Source organism: Streptomyces sp. NPDC004031 (assembly GCF_053604375.1).
Genome location: NZ_JBSGHL010000067.1, coordinates 23,282 through 48,555 on the forward strand (window position 1 = coordinate 23,282; position 25,274 = coordinate 48,555).

General features: G+C 74.4%; 18 protein-coding genes. 14 read left to right on the forward strand and 4 right to left on the reverse strand.

Features of this window, described 5'->3' with window-relative positions; translation table 11 throughout:
• Nucleotides 1-712: 712 nt before the first annotated feature.
• The 10 genes from ACWERV_RS31125 to ACWERV_RS31170 all read left to right on the forward strand — a co-directional run bounded on the left by ACWERV_RS31125 (nt 713) and on the right by ACWERV_RS31170 (nt 12,216).
• Nucleotides 713-1,477, forward strand: a complete 765-nt coding sequence (locus tag ACWERV_RS31125) for an AfsR/SARP family transcriptional regulator (RefSeq protein ID WP_398189163.1) — start codon at nt 713-715, stop codon at nt 1,475-1,477.
• Nucleotides 1,478-1,535: 58 nt separating this feature from the next.
• The gene (locus ACWERV_RS31130) at nt 1,536-2,276 is read left to right on the forward strand and encodes an AfsR/SARP family transcriptional regulator (protein WP_452939424.1); all 741 of its coding nucleotides are present in this window, start codon (nt 1,536-1,538) and stop codon (nt 2,274-2,276) included.
• Between the two features lie 46 nt (nt 2,277-2,322).
• A complete protein-coding gene (locus ACWERV_RS31135) occupies nt 2,323-2,970 on the forward strand; it encodes a LuxR C-terminal-related transcriptional regulator (RefSeq protein ID WP_398189168.1) in 648 nt (215 codons plus the stop codon).
• A gap of 120 nt (nt 2,971-3,090) precedes the next feature.
• Nucleotides 3,091-3,309 carry a DUF5988 family protein gene (locus ACWERV_RS31140; RefSeq protein ID WP_398189171.1) on the forward strand — a complete coding sequence of 73 codons (219 nt, stop codon included), beginning with the start codon at nt 3,091-3,093 and terminating at the stop codon, nt 3,307-3,309.
• A 230-nt stretch (nt 3,310-3,539) separates the two neighbouring features.
• Nucleotides 3,540-4,895 (forward strand): rhodanese-like domain-containing protein, encoded by a 1,356-nt coding sequence (locus tag ACWERV_RS31145; RefSeq protein ID WP_452939427.1) that lies wholly within the window; start codon nt 3,540-3,542, stop codon nt 4,893-4,895.
• 199 nt (nt 4,896-5,094) lie between these two features.
• Nucleotides 5,095-5,460, forward strand: coding sequence for a rhodanese-like domain-containing protein (locus ACWERV_RS31150; RefSeq protein WP_452939430.1), 366 nt, complete (start codon nt 5,095-5,097; stop codon nt 5,458-5,460).
• Nucleotides 5,457-6,200, forward strand: coding sequence for a sulfite exporter TauE/SafE family protein (locus ACWERV_RS31155; RefSeq protein WP_452939431.1), 744 nt, complete (start codon nt 5,457-5,459; stop codon nt 6,198-6,200). The genes ACWERV_RS31150 and ACWERV_RS31155 overlap by 4 nt, the downstream gene beginning before the upstream one ends.
• Nucleotides 6,201-6,336: 136 nt before the next feature.
• Nucleotides 6,337-6,912: a rhodanese-like domain-containing protein gene (locus ACWERV_RS31160; protein WP_452939434.1), complete on the forward strand. Its 576-nt coding sequence runs from the start codon at nt 6,337-6,339 to the stop codon at nt 6,910-6,912.
• Between the two features lie 136 nt (nt 6,913-7,048).
• On the forward strand, nt 7,049-7,546 hold the full coding sequence (gene cynS, locus ACWERV_RS31165) for a cyanase (protein ID WP_452939437.1): 498 nt from the start codon (nt 7,049-7,051) through the stop codon (nt 7,544-7,546).
• A 590-nt stretch (nt 7,547-8,136) separates the two neighbouring features.
• Entirely contained in the window at nt 8,137-12,216 is a 4,080-nt protein-coding gene (locus ACWERV_RS31170; protein ID WP_452939440.1) for a hypothetical protein, read from the forward strand.
• Nucleotides 12,217-12,313: 97 nt separating this feature from the next.
• Here the strand turns inward: ACWERV_RS31170 and ACWERV_RS31175 are convergent, their stop codons facing one another.
• Nucleotides 12,314-13,321 (reverse strand): helix-turn-helix domain-containing protein, encoded by a 1,008-nt coding sequence (locus tag ACWERV_RS31175; protein WP_452939463.1) that lies wholly within the window; start codon nt 13,319-13,321, stop codon nt 12,314-12,316.
• A gap of 143 nt (nt 13,322-13,464) precedes the next feature.
• Here ACWERV_RS31175 and ACWERV_RS31180 point away from each other — a divergent pair, with 143 nt between their 5' ends.
• A complete protein-coding gene (locus ACWERV_RS31180; RefSeq protein ID WP_452939443.1) occupies nt 13,465-16,311 on the forward strand; it encodes a M4 family metallopeptidase in 2,847 nt (948 codons plus the stop codon).
• A 68-nt stretch (nt 16,312-16,379) separates the two neighbouring features.
• Here the strand turns inward: ACWERV_RS31180 and ACWERV_RS31185 are convergent, their stop codons facing one another.
• Nucleotides 16,380-17,591, reverse strand: coding sequence for a cation:proton antiporter (locus ACWERV_RS31185; RefSeq protein ID WP_452939446.1), 1,212 nt, complete (start codon nt 17,589-17,591; stop codon nt 16,380-16,382).
• 269 nt (nt 17,592-17,860) lie between these two features.
• Here ACWERV_RS31185 and ACWERV_RS31190 point away from each other — a divergent pair, with 269 nt between their 5' ends.
• The 3 genes from ACWERV_RS31190 to ACWERV_RS31200 all read left to right on the forward strand — a co-directional run bounded on the left by ACWERV_RS31190 (nt 17,861) and on the right by ACWERV_RS31200 (nt 21,815).
• Entirely contained in the window at nt 17,861-19,021 is a 1,161-nt protein-coding gene (locus tag ACWERV_RS31190; RefSeq protein WP_452939449.1) for a PP2C family protein-serine/threonine phosphatase, read from the forward strand.
• Nucleotides 19,022-19,111: 90 nt separating this feature from the next.
• Nucleotides 19,112-19,981, forward strand: a complete 870-nt coding sequence (locus ACWERV_RS31195) for a hypothetical protein (protein ID WP_452939452.1) — start codon at nt 19,112-19,114, stop codon at nt 19,979-19,981.
• A 172-nt stretch (nt 19,982-20,153) separates the two neighbouring features.
• Entirely contained in the window at nt 20,154-21,815 is a 1,662-nt protein-coding gene (locus ACWERV_RS31200; protein ID WP_452939455.1) for a glycoside hydrolase family 27 protein, read from the forward strand.
• Nucleotides 21,816-21,885: 70 nt separating this feature from the next.
• Here the strand turns inward: ACWERV_RS31200 and ACWERV_RS31205 are convergent, their stop codons facing one another.
• Nucleotides 21,886-23,109, reverse strand: a complete 1,224-nt coding sequence (locus tag ACWERV_RS31205; protein WP_452939458.1) for a S53 family peptidase — start codon at nt 23,107-23,109, stop codon at nt 21,886-21,888.
• A gap of 113 nt (nt 23,110-23,222) precedes the next feature.
• Nucleotides 23,223-25,274, reverse strand: a 2,052-nt coding sequence (locus tag ACWERV_RS31210) for a hypothetical protein (RefSeq protein ID WP_452939460.1), incomplete at its 5' end; no start/stop codon positions are given.

Sequence of the window (25,274 nt, forward strand, 5' to 3'; positions counted from 1 at the left end):
GCGGGGAAGGCGGTGGATGTGGTGGAAGCGGTGGATGCGGTGGAAGCGGAAGGCGTCGGCGGTGCGAGGGCTGGGCGTGGACCGGCCATGAAACCCCCATACGCGAATCGCGGATTCACCTGTCATGCACGCAGGACATGCCCGGAACGCCATTCATTCTCGGAGCGGTCCCTAAAGATGATCTAACCGTCGCCGGGCGTCCGCGATTCGGACGTTTACCCGCCCCCGGTCAGGCAAAATGGACATCACTCGTGCAAGCCGGGCAACCGGGCATGAGATGTGCCGATCCCGCCGGCCGCCGGGGAGTGGCGGAAAGCTGCCGGTACGCACTCGCGCAGGTCCGCCCGTGCACCGCCGGTCCATGGCGCGGGCACGGAACTGCGCTCGTGGCGGGGGTGCCGGATGCCGGATAGGCCGGGGTGCGGCCTATTGGCTGTCGGTTGACCGACCCTCACACCGCCCCGCAAAGTGTAGCTATGATGCGGTGATGCTCCTTGCCACAAGCGAATGAATGGCCCTTCTCCCGCCCCGACCGGCGCGTGAGAGCTACCGCCAGGCGAAGTCCCGGCCGACTGGCCGGACTTGTGTCACCGGCTGGCGGATTCCCCTACGCTCGACAACAGGGTGATTCTCGGGTGTTAAAAAAACATATGGAAAACAGTATGTGTCCTTGCCCGGCCGGTGTATGTCCGCCGGCGGAAAGCGCGGTGCGATGAGGTACGAGATTCTCGGCCCGCTCCGTCTGGCCGAAGGGACGTCGACCCGGCTGGTCGGCGCCCGCAAGGTCGAGGTCCTGCTGGCGGCGCTGCTGGTGCGGGCCGGTGAGCCGGTGGGCGGCGACGACCTGGCGAAGGAGATCTGGGGCGCCCGCGCGCCCCGCCAGACCCAGGCCGCCCTGCACGTCTACGTGTCCCAGCTGCGCAAGGCGCTGCGGCCGCCCGGCGGCGGCGAGAGCCCCGTCGTGACCGCCCGTGGCGGCTACACGCTGCGGCTGGGCGGCGACGAACTGGACTTCGTCCTCTTCCAGGACCTGGTGCGCACCGGCCGCGCCGCCCAGCAGGACGGCCGGCTGCACGAGGCGTGCGAGGCGTACGAGGAGGGCCTCGGCCTGTGGCGCGGACCGGCCCTGGAGGAGCTGCGGGACGGCGCCATCGTCAACGGATTCGCGTGCTGGGCCGAGCAGGCCCGGCTGGAGTGCATGGAGCGCTACGTCGAGACCGGCCTGGAGCTGGGCCGGCACCGGGAATTCATCGGCTACCTCTACGCGCGGATAGAGGAACTTCCGCTGCACGAGTCCTTCTACCGTCGGCTCATGCTCGCGCTGTACCGTTCCGGGTGCAGAGCCGACGCCCTGGACGTCTACCGTTCGGCACGGACGGTACTCGTCGAGGAACTCGGACTCGAACCGTCCGCCGCACTCCAGCAATTGCACCACGCCGTGCTCGTCGACGCCCCGGAACTCGCGGCGCCCCGGTGAGTGCCCGCACGTACTGAACGTCCGTCAGGTAAAACGGTCCGGACTTTACGGGGGTAACATGCGGTACGAGATACTGGGTCCGCTCCGGGTGGACGACGAGCGGGGGAGTTCCCCGCTCGGCGCTCAGCGACTCGCGACCCTGCTGGCCGTCCTGCTCATCCGATCCGATCAGGTCGTCTCGGCGGAACAGATTTCCCGCGAACTGTGGGGCGAAACACCGCCGCACCGCACCACGGCCACGCTCTACGTCTGCATTTCCCGGCTCCGCAAGTTCCTGGACCGGCCGGGCCGGCGCAATCCCATCCTCACCCGGCCGGGCGGATACATGCTGTGCCGGGCCGCGAGCGAATGCGACGCCGACGTCTTCGAACGGCTGATGGCGGTGGGCCGCAAGGACGCCAGGTCCGGGCAACCGGAAGCCGCGGCGACGAGTTTCGACAGCGCCATGGAGCTGTGGCGCGGCGCCCCGCTCGCCAACGTACGGTCCGGGCCGCTCGTCACGGGTTTCCGCCGGCGGCTGGACGAGATGCGGATCGAGTGCTCCGAGATGTTCGCGCAGGCCCGGCTCGACCTCGGGCGCCACGAGGAGGTCATCGCCCCGCTGCGGTCGCTCGTCACCGAATTCCCGCTGCGGGAGACCTTCTACCGGCAGCTGATGCTCGCGCTCTACCGGTCCGACCGGAAGTCCGAGGCGCTGGGCATCTACGACTCGGCGTGCCGCGTCCTGGACCGGGAGACGGGACTGGAACCGGGCCGGGACCTGCGGCAGCTCCGGCACGCCGTGCTGGCCTCGCTCTGATGCCGGCCGCTTCCGCGTCGTCCCGTCGATTGGGTAGGTGAACGTGGTGCCAGCGGTTCCGGTCAGTGTCGTACTCGTCGACCACCATCCCGTCGTCCGCGCGGGCCTCTCGACCTGGTGCGCGGCCGCCGAGGGGCCCATCGAGGTCGTCGCCGAGGGCCCGGACGTGTCCGTCGCGCTGTACGGTCCGGGCCGTACGGCGGACGTCGTCGTCCTCGAACTCCTCCCGCGCGACGGCCGTCTCACCTGCGCCGAGCTGCACGAACTCGTCGCACAGCAGCGCCGGATCGTCGGTTACACCATGCGCAGCGGCCCGGAGGACGCGCTCGCCCGGATGGATCTGGGCTCCACCGCCGTGATCACGAGGGCGGCCGAGCAGCGGCACCTGGTGACCGCGATCCGGGCGGCCGCCGCCGGGGTCCGCTACGCCCCGCCGCGGCCCGTCCCCTCCCACGACCGCCCGACCGCGCGTCCCCTGCTGTCGGCGCGGGAACTGGAGGTGCTCGTGTCGTGGTTCCGCGCGGAGTCCAAGGGCGTGGTGGCCAAGGGCCTGGGCATCTCCGAACGCACCGTCAACACCTATCTGGACCGGGTGCGGATCAAGTACGCCAACGCGGGCCGCCCCGCGAGCACCAAGGCGAAACTCATGGCACGGGCCGTGCAGGACGGCCTGATCTCGCTCGACGAGTTGTGAGATCCGCACGATGCCCCGGTGCCCGGCCGCACCGGAGACTGTCAGGGAGCGACACCGCCGGGCGGTCCGGGCCCGGACGACACCGCAGGTCAGCACGAACGTGAAGGGAGCACCACTGTCATGACGTCAGCACCCCCGCCCAACGTCATCCTCCGCGGCGGCCCCGAGCAGTTCGCCCCGCCCTCGCACACCCGCTACGTGGACGACACGGACACGAAGCTGAAGCTCTTCGTCGGCAACGCCTGGGAGCACTACGAGCCCACCGAGGAGTTCATGGAGCACGACGGCAACAATCTGCGGGTCTTCGAATGGAGCCGCCGCACGTACGTCGCCGAGTGAACGACCGGCGCGGGCGAGGCCGCCGGGCGGACGGATCCCACGTGGAACCGTCGCCCGCCGGCTCGTAGCCGGGAGCGTCCTGGACCCGGCGCCAGGGCGCTGACCTGGCGGTTCTCATCCTCGCGCGGCCCGGCTGCCGCAGCTGTGGCGACCCTCATGCGATACCCCGAGGGGTATCCGTGTACCGTGGGATATACCCCGGGGGGTACATGCGCGGAAGGAAGCCTCTCTTGTTCTTCATCGAGACCATCGAACTCAAGGGCCTCGGCAACCGGCACTACCTGGCCGGCGGCCGCACGGCCGCCGTCGCGGTGGACCCGCCGCGCGACATCGACCAGGTGCTCGCGGCCGCCGCCCGGCGCGGCGTGCGCATCACGCACGTGGTCGAGACCCACCTGCACAACGACTACGTCACCGGGGGCCTGGAACTGGCACGTGTGACGGGCGCCACCTACCACGTGCCCGAGGGCGCGCGGGTCGCCTTCCACCGGGTCCCGGTGGCCGACGGCGACGCGATACCCGTCGACGCCGGGCTCGACCTGCGGGCCGTCGCCACCCCCGGGCACACCCCGCACCACACCGCGTACGTCCTGCACGAGGACGGCGCCCCGGTGGCCGCCTTCACCGGCGGCTCGCTGCTCATCGGCACGGTCGGCCGCCCCGACCTGGTGGAGCCGCGGCTCACCGAGGGCCTGGCCCGCGCCCAGCACGCGTCCGTACGGCGGCTCGCCGACGAACTGCCCGACGAGGCGTCCGTACTGCCCACCCACGGCTTCGGCAGCTTCTGCTCCTCCGCCCAGGCGGGCGGCGACGCGACCACCATCGGCCGCGAGAAGAGCGTCAACCCGGCGCTGACGACCGACGTGGAGTCCTTCGTCGCCGGGCTGCTCGCCGGACTGGACGACACCCCCGCCTACTACGTCCACATGGCCCCGGTGAACGCCGCCGGGCCCGCCCCCGTGGACCTGACCCCGCCCGGCGTGGCCGACGCGGGCGAGATCGCCGCCCGGCTCGCGGCGGGGGAGTGGGTCGTCGACCTGCGCAACCGCGTCGCCTTCGCCGCGGGCCACGTCGCCGGAACGTTCAACGTCGAGGCCGACGGCAAGCTCGCCACGTATCTCGCGTGGCTGATCCCGTGGGGCCGCCCGGTCACGCTGCTCGCCGAATCCCCCGGGCAGCTCGCGGACGCCCAGCGCGAACTGGTCCGGGTCGGCATCGACCGTCCCGCGGCCGCCGCGACCGGCACCCCGCAGGACTGGACCGAGGGCGCCCCCCTCGCCTCCTTCCCCCGCGCCACCTTCGCCGACCTGGCCGCACGCGGCACCGACGCAGTCGTCGTCCTCGACGTGCGGCGCGCCGCCGAGCGGGCGGCCGGCCACATCGCGGACTCCGTCCACATCCCGCTGCACGAGCTGCACGGACGGCTCGCCGAGATCCCCGCGGGCCCGGTGTGGGTCCACTGCGCGGGCGGCATGCGCGCCGCCATCGCCGCCTCCCTGCTGGACGCCGCGGGCCGCGCCGTGGTGGCCGTGGACGACACCTTCGACGCCGCGGTCGGCACGGGCCTGACCCTCACCGCGGGCTGACCGCGGGACGCCGCCCGACCGCGGCCGGGTCCCCGCACGCGGGGGAGTCCGGTCGGTCGTTCCGCGGGACCTGCGCGTCGCGACTCCGGCCGGGCCCCGGGGCCGACCCCGCCGCCGCGCCGCACACGCGGGGCGTCCGGGCCGGTGCGCCCGTCCCCCGCTGCTCTCCTCCCCCCACCCCCGATCCGCGAGGCTTGTGATGTTTTCCTTCCGCGGCGCCCCGCGCCGTGTCACCGCCGACGAGGCCCGCCGCCTCACCCTCGGCCCCGCCGCGAACGCCGTCCTGCTGGACGTGCGGGAGCAGGAGGAGTGGGAGGCCGGGCACGCGCCCGGTGCCGTCCACGCGGCGCTGTCCCGGCTGACGGCCGGGGCGGCCCTGCCGGGCGCCGCGCACGGGCGGCCGGTGGTCGTGATCTGCCGCAGCGGCCACCGCTCGCAGCAGGCCGCCCGGCTGCTCGCCGACCGCGGGGTGGACGCGGTGGACGTCAGAGGCGGCATGAAGGCGTGGGCCGCCGCCGGGTACGAGATCGCGGGTCCGCACGGGACGATCGGCACCGTCGCATGACGGACCTGGTGCTCGCGCTCACCTCCGGCGCGGTCGTCGGCCTGGCCCTCGGCGGGCTGGGCGGCGGCGGCAGTGTGCTGGCGGTGCCCGCCCTCATCTACCTGCTCGGCTTCAGTCCCGCCGACGCGACGACGGCGGCGCTCGTCATCGTCGCGCTCACGTCCGTCACGTCGCTCGCCGGGCACGCCCGGGAGGGCGACGTCGCCTGGCGGACCGGGCTGCTCTTCGCTGCCGCGGGCATCGTGCCCGCGGCGCTTGCCGGGGCGGCCGCGGGCCACCTGCCGCAGGCGGTGCTGACGGCGGCCTTCGCCGCCGTCGCGGTGGTCGCGGCACTGCGCATGCTGCGCCCCGCGCCGCCCGCGCGCCCCGGGCCCGTGCATCCCGCGCGGGCGGGCGCCGCGGGCGCCGGGCTCGGCGCGGTGACCGGCTTCCTCGGTGTCGGCGGGGGCTTCCTCGCCGTGCCGGTGCTGGTCGGCGTGCTGAAGGTGCCGATGCGGCGGGCGGTCGGCACCAGCCTGCTGGTGATCACCGTCAACTCGGTCGCCGCGCTCGCCGCCCGCTCCGGCAGCGGCTCGTCCCTGGACTGGACGGCCGTCGCCCCCTTCACCGCCGCCGCGGTGCTGGGCGCGTGGGACGGCAGGCGGCTCGCGCGCCGGGCGACCGGCGGCACGCTCCAGCGGCTCTTCGCCTGGGCGCTGCTCGCGGTCGCCGCGCTGATGCTCGTCGATGCCCTCGTGTGACCCGCGGCGCGACCACCACGGTGTCCCGGCCCGGCGACAGAAAGCTACCGACCGGTAGAAGGCTTCACATTCCCGTATGACTCCCGCAACAGAACCCGTTTTCGGGGCACTCTTGACCCTTTAGGATGCATGCACTATGGCTACGACCACCTCCCTCGACGCCCGCCAGGCCCGTACCCGGCTGGACGACCTCACGGTCATCGACGTGCGGACCGCCGGTGAATACGCCGGCGGCCACATACCCGGCGCGCTCAACGTTCCGCTGGACCGGCTGGACGAGGCGCTCCCCGACATCCGGGAGGCCGCCGGGCGCGGCCCCGTCCTGGTCGTGTGCGCCTCCGGCACGCGCTCCGAGAACGCCTGCCGCACCCTCGCCCGGCACGGCGTCGAGGCCGCCACCCTCACCGGCGGCACCAGCGCCTGGGCGGCCGAGGGCCACGACCTGGCCCGCCCGGAGGGCAGGCCGCGCGCGGTGTGGGCGATGGAGCGGCAGGTCCGCTTCACCGCGAGCGTGATCATCCTGCTCGGCCTCGCACTGGGCTTCTTCGTCCACCCGGCCTTCCTGCTGCTGTCCGTCGGCATCTGCGGCGGGCTGATCTTCTCCGCCCTGACCGACACCTGCGGCATGGCCGTCGTCCTCGGCAAGCTCCCGCACAACCGCCCGCGCGCCGCCGACCTCGACGCCACGCTGGCCCGGCTGCGCACCCGCTGACCCGCTGACCCGCTGCGCGGCGGAGGCCCGTACGGGCCGGGGCGGCGGAACACGCCGGAAACACGTCTGACGTACCATCACCGGCCTACCAGCGGCCCGGACACCCACCGGGTCCCCGGCGGGGAGGTACCGAACGATGAACGACGCAGGCAGGAGCGGCGTGCCGGGCGGTCCTCCGCCCCGCATGGACCGCGACGACGTCACGGCCGCGATCGTCGCCGCCAGGCTGGCCAAGGGCCTGAGCTGGCAGAAGCTGGCCGACGAGATCGGGCGGCCGGTCGTCTGGAGCACCGCGGCGTTGCTCGGGCAGCACCCGCTCCCGCCCGAGGGCGCCCGCCGGATCGCCGAGCTGCTCGACCTGCCCGAGGAGGCCGTACCCGTGCTCGCCGCCGTGCCGCACCGCGGCGGGCAGATCGGCGCGGTGCCCACCGATCCGACGATCTACCGCCTGCACGAGGCGGTGCAGGTCTACGGGCCCGCCCTGAAGGAGCTGATCCACGAGCAGTTCGGCGACGGGATCATGAGCGCGATCAACTTCAAGGTGGACATCGGCACCGCGACGCACGACGGCGCCGAGCACGTCGTCATCACCTTCGACGGGAAGTTCCTGCCCTACAGCTGGCCCAGCGACTGAGCCCGCCGCGGCGCCCGGCGGGGCGGAGATCGGCGTGCCCCGGGCCCAGTGGACCTCGAACAGCTCGGTCAGGGTGTCACTGAGCCCGGAGCGCCGCACCAGCACCGCCGCCGTGCGCGTTCCCTCGTCGCTGCCGGTCAGCGGCACCAGCGCCTCCCGCCCGTCCACCACGATCAGCTTCGTCGGCACCCGGGGCAGCACCCGGGCCTGCTCGCCCAGCGCCACCAGGCCGCGCAGCCGCTCGGCGTACTCCGGCACGGCCGGCACCTCGCGTTCGGCGCCCGCCGGCAGCTCATCCACCCGCCGGGTGATCGGGGCCGGGCCCTCGATCACCTCCACCGTCAGCCGCGGGTCCGCCCGCGTACTGCGCGGGACGGCCCGCTCGGCGTACCGGTCGAGACGAATCGCCTCCAGCGCCCCGCCGCCCCCCCCGTTCTTCCGTCGGGTTTGGTCGGATTGGGCCCGGCCCCGGTGTGGTCACGTGTGGCCAGTGGCCATAAGTGGCCAGCCGAATCACTCCCTTGTCACCCCTGTGAGCTGCGACTCTACGACCTCCCCCGTCCGAGGTGACAAGGAGTTACGAGCCCTCGATGAACATCAGAGCGAAAGCCCTGCGCGGCGGTGCGCTGGCCGCGGTCCTGGCCACGGCTGCCGCCGTGCTGGCGGCCCCCGCGGCGCACGCCGAACCGTCCGGCCACGTGATACGCCTGAACGCCGCCCAGTTGGCGAAGCTGAGCGCCGAGTACACCCCGATGAGCGACGGTACGCCCGGCCTGGTGGCGGCGGCCGCGAGGTCCGGCGCCTCGCGCGGCGACGCGGCCGGGACGGCCGATCCGGCGGCGCCGCAGAACGCCGCGTCGCCGTCCGTCGACGAGCAGACGAACTGGCAGACCGCGCGCGGCGCCGCGTCCACGCTGGCGCTGAACGGCACCGGCGACTGGGTCGCGCTGTTCGGCAGCGGTTCGGTCACCCGGTACGACGCCCACGGCGACCCGGTGTGGCAGCGCACCACGCACTCCCTGTACACCGACTGGCACGTGACACCGCAGAGCAGCCTCCAGCCGGAGGAGTACACGGCGTCCATGTACGAGGGCTACAACCCGTACAACCCCTCGTCCACCGGAAAACACCCCTACGCCCAGGCCGACTTCAACCACGACGGCGTCGCCGACGTCGCCGTGGCCTACTCCGTCGGCGACAACCCGGTGCGCAGCTTCACCAGCCCCGGCTCGACCCTGTCGACCGGCACCTTCGTCAGCGTCCTGGACGGCCGCACGGGCCGGATGCTGTGGCACCGACTCGTGCCCGGCTACGTCGGGTCGATGCTGGTGCAGGACGGCAAACTGGTCGTCGCCGAGCGCACCGGTCCCAACTGGGGCCTGGACCCGGTCGCCGAGCAGGGCGACAGCCGCAGCTCGCTCACCGCCTGGTCCTTCACCGCCGGGAAGGCGGGAAGCCTCACCGGGCGCACCGCGTGGACGTACAGCACCCGGGCGCCCTGGGCGTCCTGGTCGGACGTCGAGCCGATGAGCGGCGGGCGGATCACCGCCGGCTGGACCGACACCCCGTTCGGCCTGGGCAGCCCGCGCCCGCCGGCCGGCCACGTGGTGGTCCTCGACGCGGCCACCGGCCACGTCGGCGTGGACACCAGGACCCCCGGCTACCCGCGCATCGTGCACCAGGACCCCGGCACGGACCGGGTGCTGGTGGCCGAGCAGAACGACCCCTACGACGCCGTGCGCTGGGACCTGACCGCGTACGACGCCCGTACCGGATCCCGCTCGGTGCTCGCCTCGCGCGAGGGCACCATCCCCGAGGCCTTCGTCGTCAACGGGCAGGCCCACGGCGGGCAGGCGCGCTACGCCGTCGCCGAGCTGGGCATCGACCCGGTGACGCTGGCCGACGGCCAGAGCACCGTGTCCGGCTGGGACGGGCACGGGCGGACGGTGTGGCACCACCGGACCGCGAGCACCGTCGGCGGCGCCAACGCCCCGACGCTGTCCCTGGCGTTCGACCCGCACGGGCAGGGCGAGGTCCTCGCCACCGTCGCCGACGCCACCGCGGTCACGGCCGCGACGCCCGAGGGCCTCTCCCACATGCAGCTGCTCGCGTTCGACGCCCGCGACGGCGGGGTCATGTGGCGGCGCGAGGGCGACGTCACCGGCGACCAGGTGACGCCCTACCAGGGCCGCCTGCTCACCGTCGGCTACGACGCCACCGCCTGGTCGATCGACCCGCGGCGCGGTGACGCCACCGCCCTGCCGCTGCTGGGCGACCTCTACTCGGCGGTCTCCACCGACGTGAACGGCGACGGCGTCAAGGACCTCGTCGCGGGCGGCCAGAGCCACGGCCTCTTTGCCCTCGACGGCCGCTCGCTGAAGAGCAGCACACCGCGCATCCTGTGGCACACGGCCGTCAGCGGCGCCGTCCACCAGGTCCAGCTGGCCCAGGTCGCCGACCGCCGGGGCGGCAGGGCGACGCGCCTGGTCGCGGCCACCTCCGGCGGCTTCGCGGTGCTCGACCCGCGCAGCGGCCGTGTCACGGCCGACGTGACCACGGGCGCCTTCCAGTACGGCGTGACCGTGACCGGCGGCGCGATCGTCGCCACCGGTACCAAGGGCGTCAGCGCCTACACCGCCGACGGCGCCGTCCGCTGGACCTACCGCCCCGCGGGCGCCGACGGCAAGAAGGTCCTCTACTCCACGCCTGCCACCGACGGCCAGGGCCGCCTGTTCCTGGAGTACGGCGGCGCCCTGTCCGGCTTCGGCACCGGCGCCAGCGACCCCGCCCCGACCGCCGTCGCGCTGGACGCCGCCGCCGGCACCCAGCTGTGGAGCGAGCGGCCCACCGGTCTGTCGGCCACCTGGATCGAGCAGCAGGCCGGTGCCTTCGCCAGTCCGGCCATCCCGTCCGCCGGGGGCCACGGCGTCGCCTTCGCCTTCGGCGGCGACAAGCCCGGCGCCCCGCACCAGGTCCAGATCGTGGACGGCCGGACGGGCACGGTGATCTCGGCCCGCGACACGATCGGGTCGAACACCTTCCAGGGCTTCGCCGCCTCGCGCAGGTACGGCCTGGTCGAACTGCACGCCTTCGAGGTGACGGTCTACCCGGCCGACGGCGGCGCCGCCTACGACGTCCGCCTGAACGTCAACCCGCAGCAGGGCGCGTTCGTCACGACGACCGGCGGCACGGAGACCTTCGTCATGGGCGTCGGCGGGATCGAGCAGTTCGACCAGCCCTTCCCCCGGCCCGAGGACACGCTGGCCGCCACCAGCGCTGCGTTCTCGCAGTTCGCCGGGTCGGTCACCCCGGTGTCCCTGACCGGCGCCGGACCCGGCACCGAACTGGTCGGCCTGCCCTACGACTACGCCGCGTACGCGCTCAACCAGGAAGTCGGCTCCTACGGCGCCGACATGGCGGCGCCCGACGCCTTCCCGCACGGCGTGACGGTCCAGCAGATCGACGACACGGCGAAGGCGGCCGAGCCCGCGCCCAGGTCGCTGCTGAAGGCGCCCGCCACCGGCAGCGCCGCGGCCGCCCCCGTCAAGGACCCGGCCCTGCCGAGCGGCACGGCCGCCCCGGCACTCAAGGTCCAGGCGTCGGTCCAGGTGGGCCCGCACGACACGACGGAGACGACCCGCGGCTACACCCCGCAGCAGATCCGGGCCCGGCTCGGCCTGACCGGCGACGGCACCGGCCAGACCGTCGCCGTCGTGGACGCCTACGACTACCCGAACGCCACCTCCGACCTCGACCACTTCGCCGAGCACTTCGGCCTGCCGCAGACCTGCGGCAGCGTCCCGGCCGGTACGGACTGCTTCGACTTCCGGCAGGTCTACGCCGACGGCACCCGGCCCGAGGCGAACCCCGGCTGGGAGGAGGAGGAAGCCCTCGACATCGAGTGGGCCCACGCCGTCGCACCGCACGCGACGATCGTGCTGGTCGAGGCCGCCGACGCCTCCGCGGCCGGTCTCTACCGGGCGGTCGACAAGGCCGCGGCCCTGCACCCGGCCGTGGTGAGCAACAGCTGGGGCATGGCGGAATTCTCCGAGGAGTCCTTCTACGACGGCCACTGCGCACTCGCCGACTCCGTCTGCACCCAGTCCACGGGCGACGCGGGCTACCCGGCCGGATACTCCAGCACCAACCCGAACGCCCTGGCCATCGGCGGCACCAGCCTCCAGCTGGACGCCGACGGCGCCACCCTCGGCGAGACGGCGTGGCGCTCCACCGGCGGCGGCCTGAGCTACTTCGAGAAGCGCCCCGCCTACCAGGACGGCGTGCAGGGCTCGGCGTACCGGGCCACCCCGGACGTCAGCTTCGTCGCCGACCCGCAGACCGGCGTGGCCGTCTACACCACCGCCACCGGCGACCCGCTGTGGCTGGAGGTCGGCGGCACCAGCCTGTCGGCCCCGGTGTGGGGCGCCCTGCTGACCGACGCCGACCAGCTGCGCGCCACCGCGGGCAAGCACCCGCTGGCCGTGGCAGGACCGGACGGCGACACCGCCCACGGTGACGTCTACGGGCTGGGGAGCAGGCTCAGCGACATCACCGCCGGCTCCAACGGGGCGTGCGGCGCGGAGTGCACCGCGGGGCCCGGCTACGACACCGTGACCGGCCTCGGCTCCCCGCTCGCGGGCGTCGACACGGCCCTGGCCGCGATGAAGTGACGGTCCTCCGGGGGTGGCCGGGCCACGGTCCGGCCACCCCCGGACGGGGCGCCCGCGGAGGGGAGCGCCCCACGGCCTGAGGGGCCGGCGCCGCCGCTCAGGCGGTGAGCCAGCCCCTCAGCGTCGCCTGGACGCCGGCCTGGAAACGGGTCTCGACGTTCAGCATCTGCATCAGCCGGGTGATGCGGCGCCGGACGGTGTGGACGTGCACCCCGAGCCGCCGCGCTATCGCCTCGTCCTTGAGCCCGGCCGCCAGCATCGTCAGCAGCTCGCGGTCCTCGGCCGTGGCCTCGCCGTGCGTCGCCGCCCCGATCGGCAGCGCGCGCTCCCACACCGCCTCGAACAGCGGCGTCAGCGTGTGGCCCAGCAGCGAGTCGCTCACCACCAGCGCGCGCGCCGTCGGGTCCGCGGCCTCCGTCGGCGGCAGCAGCGTCACCCGCCGGTCGACGGTGATGAGCTTCGTCGGCAGGTCGGCGCCCACCCTGATCTGCACGCCCTGCGCGGCCAGTTCGGCGAGCCCCTCGGCCCGGCCGGGAAAGCGCAGGCCCTCGCGGTCGACGACCACCCGCACCTGGACCCCGCGCCGGGCCGGGCCCGCGACGTCCAGCGGGGCGGGCATGCCGTCGGGCGCGCTCCCCGCGTACGGCGGGCGGTCGAGGAGGGCCACCTCGATCTGTGCGGAGGCCAGCAGCCCGGCCGCGCGCTGCGCGATCGCCTCCCGGCCGCCGACGGCCTCGATGCCGGTGGCGTGCGCGTGGTGGGTGTCGCCGAGCAGTTGCTCGCTCGCCTGGTCGACCGAGCCGGTCAGCTCCTCCAGCGCCGCCGAGCGCAGCAGCAGTTGGGCCTGGTGGTGGTGCAGCAGACCGCGCAGCGCGGTCGCCGGGGCGGCGGCCCGGGGCAGCGCGCCCTTTCCGGCGCCGGGGACGGTGAAGCCCCGCTCGGCCAGCCATCCGAGGGCCGCGCCGACCCGCCGCGGCGGCAGGCCCAGCTGCCGGGCGAGCGCCGCACGCGAGGCCGCGGGCCCGCTCAGCAGCGCCGCGTACACGCGCAGCTCGTCCTCGCCCAGGCCGAGCGCCCGCCAGCGCGCCCGTTCCTTCTCCCGCATCACACCTGCGATCTTGCTGCGTGCATCCGGCACACACAAGTGTCCATGGCCACAAGTACGCACCCCGGAAGCGTTGTTCGCGGCCCCCGCCCGGCCTTTCGATGTCGGCGTTCGTATCTGTCCCGCGCTCCGAAGGGAACACCATGGGGATCCCCGCACGCAGCAGAACGACGGCGGACACCAGAGCCGGCACCGCCCGCCGCCGCGGTGCCCGGGTCACGGCCCAGGGCCTGGCGGCCGCGCTGCTCGCCACCGCGGGCCTGGTCGCGGTCACCGGACCCGCCGCGCACGCCGACGCCGCCGCGCAGCCCGCCCCCGCGGCCGGGACCCGCACCCCGTCCCTGGTCACCGGCCTGGACGAGGCCGCCACGGCGAGCGGCAGCGGGGCCGACGCCGCGGTGCGGCACCTCGCGACGAAGAAGAGCCGCTACCACATCGACAACCCGGAGCGGGACCTCACCGCGGTCGCCGACGACCACCAGGGCAAGGACGAGACGGTCCGCCTCCAGCAGAGGTACCGCGGTGTGCCCGTCCTCGGCGGGCAGTACGTCGTACGGATGCGCGCCGCGGGCGGCAAGCGGACCGTCACCGGCACCTCCGGCAGCTTCTACACCCAGCTCGACCTGCCCTCCACCACCCCCGATGTCTCCTCCGCGGTCGCCGTCGGCCGCGCGGTCGGCGCGGTCGCGGCGCAACTGGGGCAGGGCCCGCTGACCCGGGCGGACGCGGCGCGGACCGCGGCCCCCCTCACCGGCAGCGACGAGGGCCTGACCGTGCTGCCGCAGGGCAAGGGCCTGCTCACCCGGCACATCACCGTCTCCGGCACCGACCCGCGCACCGGCGAGCCGGTGAAGCAGGAGGTCTACGTCGAGGGCCACTCGGGCTACCCCGTCCTCCAGTACAGCGGCATCCAGTCCTTCGCCCCGGCGGGCACCACCACGGCGGCATCCGCGGCAGGGAGCGGCGGCGCCGCCCCGGCCCTCCCCGCGGCCGCCCAGCAGCTCGTCGTCAAGGGCACCGGCGTGCGCTACAACGGCGAGACGACCGAGCTGAACCTCTACCAGGGCACCGACGGCGCCTACCAGATGATCGACTACGGCCCCCGCGCCGCCGGGCTCAGCAGCACCCTGCTCGCCACCTACGACGCCCGCGGCCGCGAGGTCTCCACCGCCTCGGGCGCCTGGCCCAGCGGCATCAAGACCTTCAGTTCGTCCACCACCGATCTCGGCCCGGAGTACACCGACTCCGGCGCGGTGGACGCCCACTGGGGCGCCGCCCAGGTCTACGACTACTACCGCACGCACTTCGGGCGGGACGGCCTGGACGGCAAGGGCGGCTTCATCTACTCCCTCGTCGGCGTCGTCCAGAACGGGCAGCCGTACGACAACGCCTTCTGGGACGGCTCCAAGATGGTCTACGGCCAGGGCGGCGGCGACTACCGCACGTTCTCCGCGGACACCGACGTCGTCGGCCACGAGATGACCCACGGCGTCATCCAGAACACCGCGAACCTCGTCTACGCCGGGCAGTCCGGCGCGATGAACGAGGCGCTCGCCGACTACTTCGGCAACGCCATCGACGACGAGGCCAACCACATCCCCATGACCGACCCGGACGCCTCGCTGCTCGGCGAGAACCTGTGCGTCGACGCCTCCCCGCGCGACTGCGCACTGCGCGACCTCGACAACGGCGCGACCACGTCCAAGGACTTCGTCGGCGTCACCTACCGCGGTGACGACGGCGGCGTGCATCTGAACTCGACGATCTTCTCCGGCGCCCTGTGGAACATCCGCCAGGACCTCGACCGGGACTTCGCCGACCAGATCGTCTACCGCGCGCTCACCGCGTACATGACCCCGCTGGACGGCTTCACCCAGGGACGCGCCGCGGTCATCGCCGCCGCGCAGGAGCTGGGGGCCACCAAGGCCCAGCTCAAGAGCGTCAAGCAGGCGTTCGCCGCGCACGGCATTGTGCCCAACTGGGAGACGGCGCTCGGGATCGACGCGAGCACCCTGATCAGCAAGGTGAACATCTCCGGCACGGGCGTCGGCGCGGGCGGCGGCAAGTACGCCGTCTCGCTCAGCAACGACGACGGCAGCGAGCCGTACGCGGTGTGGGCCGGCAACACCAGCGGGAAGGGCGGCCGCACCCTGATCAGCGGGAACAACGGCGACTACAACGTCTACGCCGACACCGACGGCAAGACCGTCGCCTGGGCCGACTTCGCCCCCGACTCCATCCTGATCAAGGTCCGCCCGCTGGCCGGCGGACCCGAGAAGACCGTGTACTCCTCCTTCACCGGCATCTCCTCGGTCGCGGTCGACGGCGACTACGTGGTCTTCACCGAGACCGACCCGTTCGGCAACCAGCACGTCGGCTACCGGAACATCAGGACCGGCGCGGGCACCTGGGTGGACGGCGGGCGGTACGAGCTGGCCACCGCGCTGCCGTCGGTCAGCGGCGGCACGGTCGCCTACGCCAAGCTGTGGCCCGAGGCCGACGGCTACAAGCTCGGCGTGGAGACCACCGACCTGGCGACCGGGAAGACCACGCTGATGCCCGTCGACAAGAACGCCACCCTCGCCGTCGGCCAGACCGCCGTCACCGCCGGCAGCGTCTACTGGATGGCCGACACCGACCTGTCCGACGGCGGCCGGGTCTCCCTGGACCGCGCGGACCTCGACGGCTCGGACCCCGCCGTCCTCGTCCCCGAGACCCGCGGCACGGCCCTGTACGGCTACAGCCTGACCGCCTCCGACGACGCGGTCACCGTCCTGTCCGTCCCCCCGGCCACCACCTGGGCCAACGACACCCTGCCGAAGCTCTACCAGATCGCCCCCGACAGCACCGGCGGCCTCCAGCGCGTCTCCTGCGACCGGGGCGACCAGATCTTCCCCGCCGCCGACACCGGACAGCGCGTGCTCTGGCTCGACGGCACCACCGGCTGGACCGACCTGGTCGTACGCGACCGCCCGGCGGGCCGGTGCTGACCTGACCTGACCCGACCGCGCCCGCACACGCCGCCGGGCTCCCGGACCGCTGCCCGGGAGCCCGGCGGTCACCACGCCTCGCTCTCCTCCGCCGCCCGCGGCACCGCCCGCGCCCCGCCGCGGCCGCGCAGCCGCCCGGCCAGCAGCGGCAGCACGAGGACGGACACCATCGCCGCACCCACCAGCGAGGCCGCCGTGCCCGAGCCGATCACCTTCTGGTCCAGCCCGATCGTGGTGATCGCCGCGACCAGCGGCAGGCAGGTGGCCGTGTAGAGCGCGAGGGCCCGCCGGTCCGGTGCGCCCAGCCCGGCGGGCGCCAGCAGATGGACCGGGCCGCCGCGCAGCACCACGAACAGCAGCAGGAAGCCCGGCACCATCAGCAGCGCGCCGCCGCCGTGCAGCAGCGCGTCCAGGTCGAAGCCGACGCCGGTGTCGACGTAGAACAGCGGGACGAGGAAGCCGAAGCCCATCCCCTCGACCTTGCCCAGCACCTCCTCGCGGCTCTCCGCGGCGGCGCCCGACAGCACCAGCCGGGTCAGCACGCCCGCGGCGAAGGCGCCGAGCAGCACGTCGAGCCCGAAGGACGACGCGAGCGCCAGCATCCCGGCGAGCAGCAGCATCACGAAGCGCACCGCGAACTGCCCGCTGGTGTGCAGCGTCCGGTCGACGAGCCGGGAGAACCACGGCCGCCGCGGGCGCAGCGCCCACAGCACCGCGAGCGCGGTGATCACCCCGAAGACGGCCAGCAGCGCGGCCGACTGCCCCGGCTTGCGGCCGCTCAGCAGCAGTGCGACGGCGACGATCGGCCCGAACTCGCCCACCGCCCCGAAGGCCGACACCACCGTGCCGAAGCGGGTGCCCAGCTTCCCGCCGTCCTTGAGGATCGGCAGCACCGTGCCCAGCGAGGTGCTGACCAGCGCCGTACCGATGACGAACGCCTCGTACGGCTTCCCGCCGCTGATCCCGAACGCCACCGTGACGGCCGCCGCCAGCGACAGCACCCACGCGGCCCCGGCCCTGCGCAGGGTCGGGCCGCGCACGGCGGCGAAGTCGATCTCGTACCCGGCCAGGAAGATCAGCATCGACAGGCCCAGGTCCGACAGCGTGTCGATGACCTGGTCGCGGTGCGCCCAGCCGAGCACCTGCGGGCCCAGCAGGATGCCCAGCGCGATCTCGAAGACCACCTGCGGGACGCGCACCCTGCGCCGCGCCCGGTCGGCCAGCAGCGGGGCGAGCACGGCCGCGGCCATGATCAGGACCAGGGTGCCCGGGTGCGCCACGCCGTCCAGCCCTCCCTCGCTCGCCGGGCGGCCGGACACGTCCGGCGCCCCCGTCCAGCCTGCGCCGCCGGCCGCCCGGGGACGAGCCGGGTGGCCCGTCCGGAGGAGTGCGGGCGCGGCCCCGGGCGGCCGCCGACGTGTGGCCGGGGCGCCGCCGCAGCACAATGGGGGGAGCAGGGAGGACGGCGGACGCGGCAGCGGTCCCGCAACGGCTGCCGGGGCGTCCGCGGACTCGTGGTGCGCGAGCGGAATGGGTGCGGCGAGGAGCGATGCGGTTCCCTTGGTCCCGGTCCCGTGAGGGCGACGGCACCGGCTGGTCCTGGCAGGCGAACCGGGGACTGGTCGCGGTCCCGATCGTCCTGATCGTCGTGATCACCATCGCCGACGTGCTCGCGCCGCAGGAGATCCACCTCGGGCCGCTGCTGGTGGTGGCGCCCGCGCTCACCGCGTCCTTCGGCAGCTCACGGCTCACCGCGCTGGTCGGCTTCCTGGCCACCGCGGCCCTGTTCACGATATCCGCGGTGCGCAACAGCATCTTCACCTCCAACCACGAGAGCCAGATCATCGCGCTCATCGTGATCTCCGCCTTCACGGTCTTCTTCTGCCGGCTGCGCGAGCGGCACAGCGCCGAGCTGAGACAGGTGCGCTCGGTCGCGGAGGCCGCTCAGCAGGTGGTCCTCCAGCCGCTGCCGGACCGGATCGGCCCGCTGTCGGTCGCGGTGCGCTACGAGGCCGCGGCCGACCAGGCGCGGATCGGCGGCGACCTCTACGCCGCGGTGCGCACCCACGACGGCACCCGGCTGCTCATCGGCGACGTGCGCGGCAAGGGCCTGGCGGCCGTGGACGACGCCGACCTGCTGCTGGGCGCCTTCCGCAGCGCCGCCCACCGCGAGCTGCCGCTCGCGGCGCTGCACCTGGAACTGGAGGCCATCGTCGCCTGGGGGCTCACCCAGCCCAACCGGCACGGCGAGGACCCGGGGGAGTCCTTCATCACCGCCGCGCTCATCGACATCCCCGACCGCGAGCCGCACATCAGGATCCTCAACAGCGGCCACCCCGCCCCCTTGCGTCTGCACGGCGGCCTCGTCACCCCGCTCGTGCCGCGCCGCTTCTCACCGCCGATCGGCATCCTGCCGCCCGAGGACGCGGACGCGGCCGCCGACGTCTTCGCCTTCGAGCCCGGCGACACGCTGCTGCTCTACACCGACGGCGTCACCGAGGCCCGCGACGTCGCCGGCACCTTCTACCCGCTCACCGACCGCCTCCCGGGCCTGGCGCCCGGCGGGGCCCATCCCGTCGACCTGCTGACCGCCCTGCGCGCGGACCTGCTGCGGCACACCTCCGGCACCCTCGACGACGACGCGGCCGTGGTCGCCGTCCGGCACGACGGCGCCGCGGGCCCGCTCACCGTCCGCGGGGTGAGACCGTAAGGAGACCGGAGTGTTGCCGCAATGCCGGTGGTGCGCCGGGAGCATGGCGGCATGGGGGAACCGGCGGGGGAGACGGGCAGGGGCCAACGGGTGGCACGCGGATGCGCGTTCACCGTCATCGGCGCGGTCGGAGTGGTGTTCGCGCTGCTGCTGTGCGGGCTGTGGTACGTGCACGAGCGGCTGAAACCCGTTCCGCCGCCGGACGTGGCCGCCTTCGCGCACTCCGCGCCCGCCCGAGCCGCGCGCGCCGCGGACGCCCGTACCGCCGCCGCCGACCAGGCGGCGCTCGCCGCGGCACTGCCGGGGGCCGAGCCGCTCGGCACCTCCGTGTCGGACATCTGCCGGAGCCTGGGGAACGGCGCGATGTTCGGCGGCCGGGAGAGCTGGGGCCCCGTCCAGTGCACGCGCGCCACCGTCGCCTACGTCGCGTTCGACGGCGACATCGCGGCGCGCCTGCGGGCGCTCGACGCGGCCCTGGCCGCGCGCGGCTGGAAGGGCGGCACGCTCACCGCGGCCGCCGCCTCGCCGCAGCGGACCGCGCTGCCGCCCTCCCCGACCGAGGCCTTCTCCTCGCCGGGCGCGGCGCCCCCCGGTTGGGGGGTGGTCTCCGGGGAGTACGGGCGTTCCCCGCTCCCGGGCGCCGGGTACGACACCGCGCGGAACCTCCAGGTCTCCGTGGCCGGCACGCCGTACGACCCGCAGACGGGCGCCGGATACCTCCAGGTGGGGGACGAGCCCCTGCGCGACGCCGGCACCGGGACCGTCTACGTCACCTGGCAGCCCCTGTCCACGCACGCGGTGGCGCGGTCCGGCTACGCCGCCCACCGCTATGTCGCCGCCTTCTCCGTCGTCTCGCGCTACCTCGTGCAGTCACCGTCCGCGACGACGCCCGCGCCGGGCCCGACGGCGACGACGTACGACCCCGGGCCGTGCCTCAGCGGCAGCCGCAGGTGCTCCTGAGCGGGAACCGCACCGCGCGGGGTGAGGCTCCGGGCGCCCTGCCGTGCGTTGGAACATGTTTCTTTGGTGGGGTACTTGACGCTCATTCGAACACGACCCCACACTGTCGCACACCCCCACCGCAGGCTCTCGGGGCGCCGCCCCGCGCCGCCCCGCCGAAGGAGCGACGCCCATGCCGATCACCGTCCGCCGGTTATCCCGCGGCCCACGCACCCCCCGCACCCCCCGCCCCCCGCGTTCCCGCCTCCTCGCCGCGCTGACCGCCCTCGGGCTCGCCGCCGTGACGGCCCCGGCACTGGCGCTGCTGGCCCCGGTCCCGGAGGCCGCCGCGCTGTCCAACGGGCTGGCCCTGACCCCGCCGATGGGGTGGAACGACTGGAACTCCTTCGGCTGCAACGTCACCGAGCAGAAGGTCAAGTCCGTCGCGGACTACATCGTCTCCTCGGGACTTGCCGCCGCCGGCTACTCCTACGTCGACATCGACGACTGCTGGATGTCCGGCAGCCGCGACTCCGGCGGCCACCTGGTGCCCGACCCGGCCAAGTTCCCCGACGGCATCAGCGGCACCGCCGCCTACGTGCACGGCAAGGGCCTGAAGCTGGGCATCTACGAGAGCGCGGGCAGCAAGACCTGCGCGGGCTACCCCGGCAGCCTCGGCCACGAGCAGACCGACGCGAACAGCTTCGCCTCCTGGGGCGTCGACCTGCTCAAGTACGACAACTGCAACGGCGACGGCTCCTCGCCGCAGTCGCGCCAGACCACCATGCGCAACGCCCTGGCGCAGACCGGCCGCCCCATCCTGTTCAGCCTCTGCGAGTGGGGCCAGGACAGCGTGTGGACGTGGGGCGCGGGCGTCGGCAACATGTGGCGCACCACCGGGGACATCAACGACAGCTTCGGCTCACTGCTGTCCAACTTCCACGTCAACGTCGGGCTCGCGCAGTACGCCGGACCCGGCGGCTGGAACGACCCCGACATGCTGGAGGTCGGCAACGGCGGCATGTCCTTCACCGAGGACCGCAGCGAGTTCAGCCTGTGGGCCGAGATGGCCGCCCCGCTCATCGCCGGCAACGACCTGCCCGCCTCGTCCGCCGCGACGCTGTCGATCCTCGGCAACCGGGACGTCGTCGCCGTCGACCAGGACTCGCTGGGCAAGCAGGGCAAGGAGATCTCCTCCTCCGGCGGCCTGGACGTGCTCACCAAGCCGCTCGCCAACGGCGACGTGTCGGTCGTGCTGTTCAACGAGAACTCCGGCGCCGCCACGATCTCCACCACCGCGGCCGCGGCCGGGATCTCCGGGGCGTCCACGTACACCCTGGACAACCTGTGGTCGCACGTGAAGACCACGACGAGCGGCGCCATCTCCGCCACCGTGCCCGGCCACGGCGCCGTGATGTACCGCGTGTCGAAGGGCTCCTCGACGACGACCGGCACCACGCACCCGCTGGTCGGCGCGTCCTCGAACCGCTGCCTGGACGCCTTCGACAACCAGACCGCGCCCGGCACGAAGGTCGAGATCTGGGACTGCAACGGCGGCGCCAACCAGCAGGTCACCCTCACCGCGGCGAACGAGCTGCGGCTGTACAACGGCACCCTGTGCCTGGACGCGACCGGCGGCGGCACCGCCACGGGCACTGCGGTCGAGCTGTGGACCTGCAACGGCGGCGCCAACCAGCAGTGGCGCGCCAACCCGGACGGCACGGTCACCGGTGTGCAGTCCGGCCTGTGCCTGGACGTGACGGGCGGCGACAAGGCCGCGGGCAACGTCAACGGCACGGCGCTGGAGCTGTGGACGTGCAACGGCGGCGCGAACCAGCAGTGGCGCCTGGGCTGATCCCGGCCCCCGGCCCCGGCCGCGCGGGGAGGAACGCCGCACCCGGCGTCCCTCCCCGCGCGGCACGCCGTCAGAAGGCGCCGAGCCCGTCCGGGGTGCCGTTGCCGGTCGGGCTGTCGTAGCCCGGCCCGGCCGTGCACTGGTAGTCGCCGCCGCAGTCCATGCCCTGGACGTTGCTGCCGGTGGTGACGTCCGTGAGGCCCGCTGTCGCGGTGTACAGCGCGGAGGCGTCCGGGAATCTCCCGGGACGCCCGGCCAGCGCGATCACCGCGGCGATCAGCGGAGCCGAGGCGCTCGTTCCGCCGACCACGGACCACCCCGCCTCCGTGCCCCCGGTCCCGTCCGTGGTGTAGACGGCCAGCCCGGTGTCGGGATCGGCGACCATCGAGACGTCGGCGACCGTCCGGCCGGGGCAGTTGGGGTCGTGCTGCCACGCGGGCTTGTCCACCCACGCCGAGCAGCCGCTGCCCGCGCCCTGCCACGCGCTCTGCGACCACCCGCGGGCGGCGCCCGGATCGCGCGTGAGCGTGGTGCCGCCGACGGCGATCACACTGCTGTACGCCGCCGGGACGCCCGGGATGCCGTAGCCCGCGTCCCCCGAGGAGGCCACCACCGCCACGCCCGGGTGGGTGTAGTGGGCGGCGTAGGAGGCGTTCGGGCCGCTCTCGGACGCGGTGTAGCTGTTGGAGATCTCGGTGGCGCCGAGCGCGGCCGCCGTGTCCACGGACGCGGCGAGCGTGTCCCCGGCCGCCATGTCGGCCTCCACCAGCAGCAGGTGGCAGGACGGGCACAGCGCCGAGGCCGCGTCCAGGTCGAGCGCGGTCTCCGTCGCCCAGCCCTGGTCGGGCGGCAGCGGGGCGGTGTCCCCGCGCTGGCCGACCTTGCGGAAGCAGCCGTTGGCCGTGGTGCACGCGGGCAGGCCGAACGTCGTGCGGTAGACCGCCAGATCGGCCTCGGCGCGCGGGGCGTCGCCCGCCTCGACGACGGCGATCGTCTGCCCGGCGCCCCCGGTCGCGGGCAGCCCGTAGGCCGCCCGCAGCTCCGCAGGTCCGTAGCCGGGCGGCAGCGCGGCCCGCGCCGCGCCGGCCGCGTGCGGGCCGCGCACCCCCGTCCCGCCGTGCACGTCGGTGCGCACCTGGGCCAGGCAGCGGGCGAAGCCCGGCTGCGCGGTCCCGCACACGTCGCGGACCGGCGGGGCGGCGGCGCCCGCCGCCGGGACCGGGACCACGGCCGGCGCCGCGGCGAGGACGAGCGCGGTGAGATACGCGTACGGGCGTGTCGGCGCGGGCTTCATCGCGGGCTCCCCGGGGCGATGCCGTAGGCGGCGGTGACGGTCTGGGCGATCGACCCGCCCGCGGCGTCCGCCGCGGTGACCCGCAGCGAAGGGGCGGTGGTGCCGGTGTTCCGTCAGCCGGCGTGGTAGCTCCCGGCGCCGCCGGTGAGCGTGACGGGCTGCCAGGTCGCGCCGCCGTCGAAGGACACCGACACGGCGGCGGACGTGACGGCGGCGTGCGAGCCGCGGCCGTCGTAGGACAGGTGCCCCACGGTGAGGTCCAGGCCCTGGGCGGTGTCCGGGGCCCCGGTGTTGGACGGGCCGGTGTCGAGGCGGTAGTTCAGGGTGAGCGCGGGCATGATGCGGCACCCGGCCGCCGCGCAGGGCACGTCGGCGGGCAGGACGAGATCCGGGTCGGCGCCGCGGCCCGGGTCGTGGAAGGCGATCTCGGTGCGGGTGCGCACCGACTGCCCGGCGCCCGCGGCGGTGCGGTCGGTGTCGAGGACGGCGCGGTAGTCCGCGGGCCCGTCGTCCGCGGGTACCTGGGCGCCGATCACGTCCGGCTCGTCCACGAGCCGCGTGCCGTTCCGGGAGAGTGTGAAAGCGGTGTCGGCGGCGACCGCGCCCGCGTGGTCCGGTTCGCTGTCGCCGGTCGGCAGGTAGAGGGTGAACTGCCCGCCGCCCGCGCACGCGGTGCACGCGCCGGTCTGCTGGTCGTGGTGGGTGCCCAGGCCCGGGGCGAGCGGCCCGTGGGCCCAGTCGACGGTGCGTGTGGCGCCCGGCGCGAGGGTCACGATGTCGGAGTCGAGGGTGTCGAGCCGCGCCGACACGGTGCCGAAGGACCACCCGCCGCCGTCCGCGGTGCCCACGTACTCGGTCCGGTTGCCCGGCATGGCCTGGCGGCCCTGGTCGGCCGGCGGCGGCAGGACGGTCTCGCCGGCCGCCTCCACCGCCCGGGTGAAGCCGTCGACGGGCAGCACGTAGAGGGCGCCGGGCGCGCCGCCCGCCGCCGGGTCGGCGGAGAAGCGGTGCTCCACCGTGGCCACTTGGCCGGGTTCCACCCGGAAGGCCTGCTGCCCGGGTACGTCGGCGGAGCCGAACGCCACGTCGTAGCGGTACGCCCCGCCGTCCGGCGCGGCGCCGCCCCACTGGACGACGTAGTGCGAACCGGCCGCCGCGGGCCGGGCGTTGACGTAGACGGGTACCGTCGCCGGGCTGCCGACCTGGACGCTGTCGAAGGTGACGTTGCCGGACGGGCCGGTGCGGAACCAGGTGAGCTTGAGGATGTCCGCGACGGCGGGCCGCGGGGTGGCGACGGTGACCTGCCGGTCGGCGGAGGCCTCCTCGACGGCCACGGTGGTGTCCGGACCGTCCTCGGCGACCGTCGCGTCCTCGGCCACCTCGCGCCAGGCGGTCTCGGTGCCGTCCGCGGTGCGGTCGACGAACAGCGTGTAGACGGCGTAGTGCCCGGCGGGCACCTGGACGTCGCCCTCGCCGTTCTCGACCGGGACGACCGTGCCGAAGCGGCTGACGTCGTCGGTGTTGAGCACGATGCTGCCGAGCGGGGTGTTCCCCGGCTCCCCGGACAGGCCGCGTGCGCTGATCCGCAGGGTGTGCAGCGGGAAGTCCGGGCGGACCGCGGGTCCGGTTCCGGCCGGCTGTACCGACTCCAGTGCCGCGGGCAGCCGCCCTTCGGTGAGCGCCCGGCCGAAGTCGGCCGCCGAGCCCGGGTCGAGGACGCCGGTGGCCGAGCTGCCGGACACGGACGTGAGCCGCACCCCGGGCGGGGCGGCGGGCGCGCTGCCCGGGGCGAAGGACAGCTCCAGCGGCGTGCCGCCGCCGGGGGCGCTCCGCCGGGCGAGCGCGGTGACGTCGAAGAGCGAGAGGTCGAGCCGGCGGCCCACCTCGGGCAGCGCGTCGGCGGGGACGGCGTAGGTGTCGCCGCCCGCGCCGCCGAAGGTCACCAGCGTGGCGGCGGGGCCGTCCTGCGGCAGCGTCCGGTAGCCGCCCGCCGGACCGGCCAGCAGCCGCTGCCAGGTCACCAGCGTGACCGTTCGCGCGGCGGGTGCCGCGACCGTCCGGACGGATCCGGCGGGGGCCGCGTCCCGGGCCGCGGCGCCGTTTCCCAGATCTGCGACCAGTACGGGTCGACGACCGCGGGCAAGTACGTCGTGCAGAACAACCGC

Excerpts from the sequence above, each read along its gene's own strand:
- ACWERV_RS31125 (WP_398189163.1), top strand. The coding sequence starts at position 713 with ATGAGGTACGAGATTCTCGGCCCGCTCCGTCTGGCCGAAGGGACGTCG.
- ACWERV_RS31130 (WP_452939424.1), top strand. The coding sequence starts at position 1,536 with ATGCGGTACGAGATACTGGGTCCGCTCCGGGTGGACGACGAGCGGGGG.
- ACWERV_RS31140 (WP_398189171.1), top strand. The coding sequence starts at position 3,091 with ATGACGTCAGCACCCCCGCCCAACGTCATCCTCCGCGGCGGCCCCGAG.
- ACWERV_RS31150 (WP_452939430.1), top strand. The coding sequence starts at position 5,095 with ATGTTTTCCTTCCGCGGCGCCCCGCGCCGTGTCACCGCCGACGAGGCC.
- ACWERV_RS31155 (WP_452939431.1), top strand. The coding sequence starts at position 5,457 with ATGACGGACCTGGTGCTCGCGCTCACCTCCGGCGCGGTCGTCGGCCTG.
- ACWERV_RS31160 (WP_452939434.1), top strand. The coding sequence starts at position 6,337 with ATGGCTACGACCACCTCCCTCGACGCCCGCCAGGCCCGTACCCGGCTG.
- cynS (WP_452939437.1), top strand. The coding sequence starts at position 7,049 with ATGAACGACGCAGGCAGGAGCGGCGTGCCGGGCGGTCCTCCGCCCCGC.
- ACWERV_RS31170 (WP_452939440.1), top strand. The coding sequence starts at position 8,137 with ATGAACATCAGAGCGAAAGCCCTGCGCGGCGGTGCGCTGGCCGCGGTC.
- ACWERV_RS31175 (WP_452939463.1), bottom strand. The coding sequence starts at position 13,321 with ATGCGGGAGAAGGAACGGGCGCGCTGGCGGGCGCTCGGCCTGGGCGAG.
- ACWERV_RS31180 (WP_452939443.1), top strand. The coding sequence starts at position 13,465 with ATGGGGATCCCCGCACGCAGCAGAACGACGGCGGACACCAGAGCCGGC.
- ACWERV_RS31190 (WP_452939449.1), top strand. The coding sequence starts at position 17,861 with ATGCGGTTCCCTTGGTCCCGGTCCCGTGAGGGCGACGGCACCGGCTGG.
- ACWERV_RS31200 (WP_452939455.1), top strand. The coding sequence starts at position 20,154 with ATGCCGATCACCGTCCGCCGGTTATCCCGCGGCCCACGCACCCCCCGC.
- ACWERV_RS31205 (WP_452939458.1), bottom strand. The coding sequence starts at position 23,109 with ATGAAGCCCGCGCCGACACGCCCGTACGCGTATCTCACCGCGCTCGTC.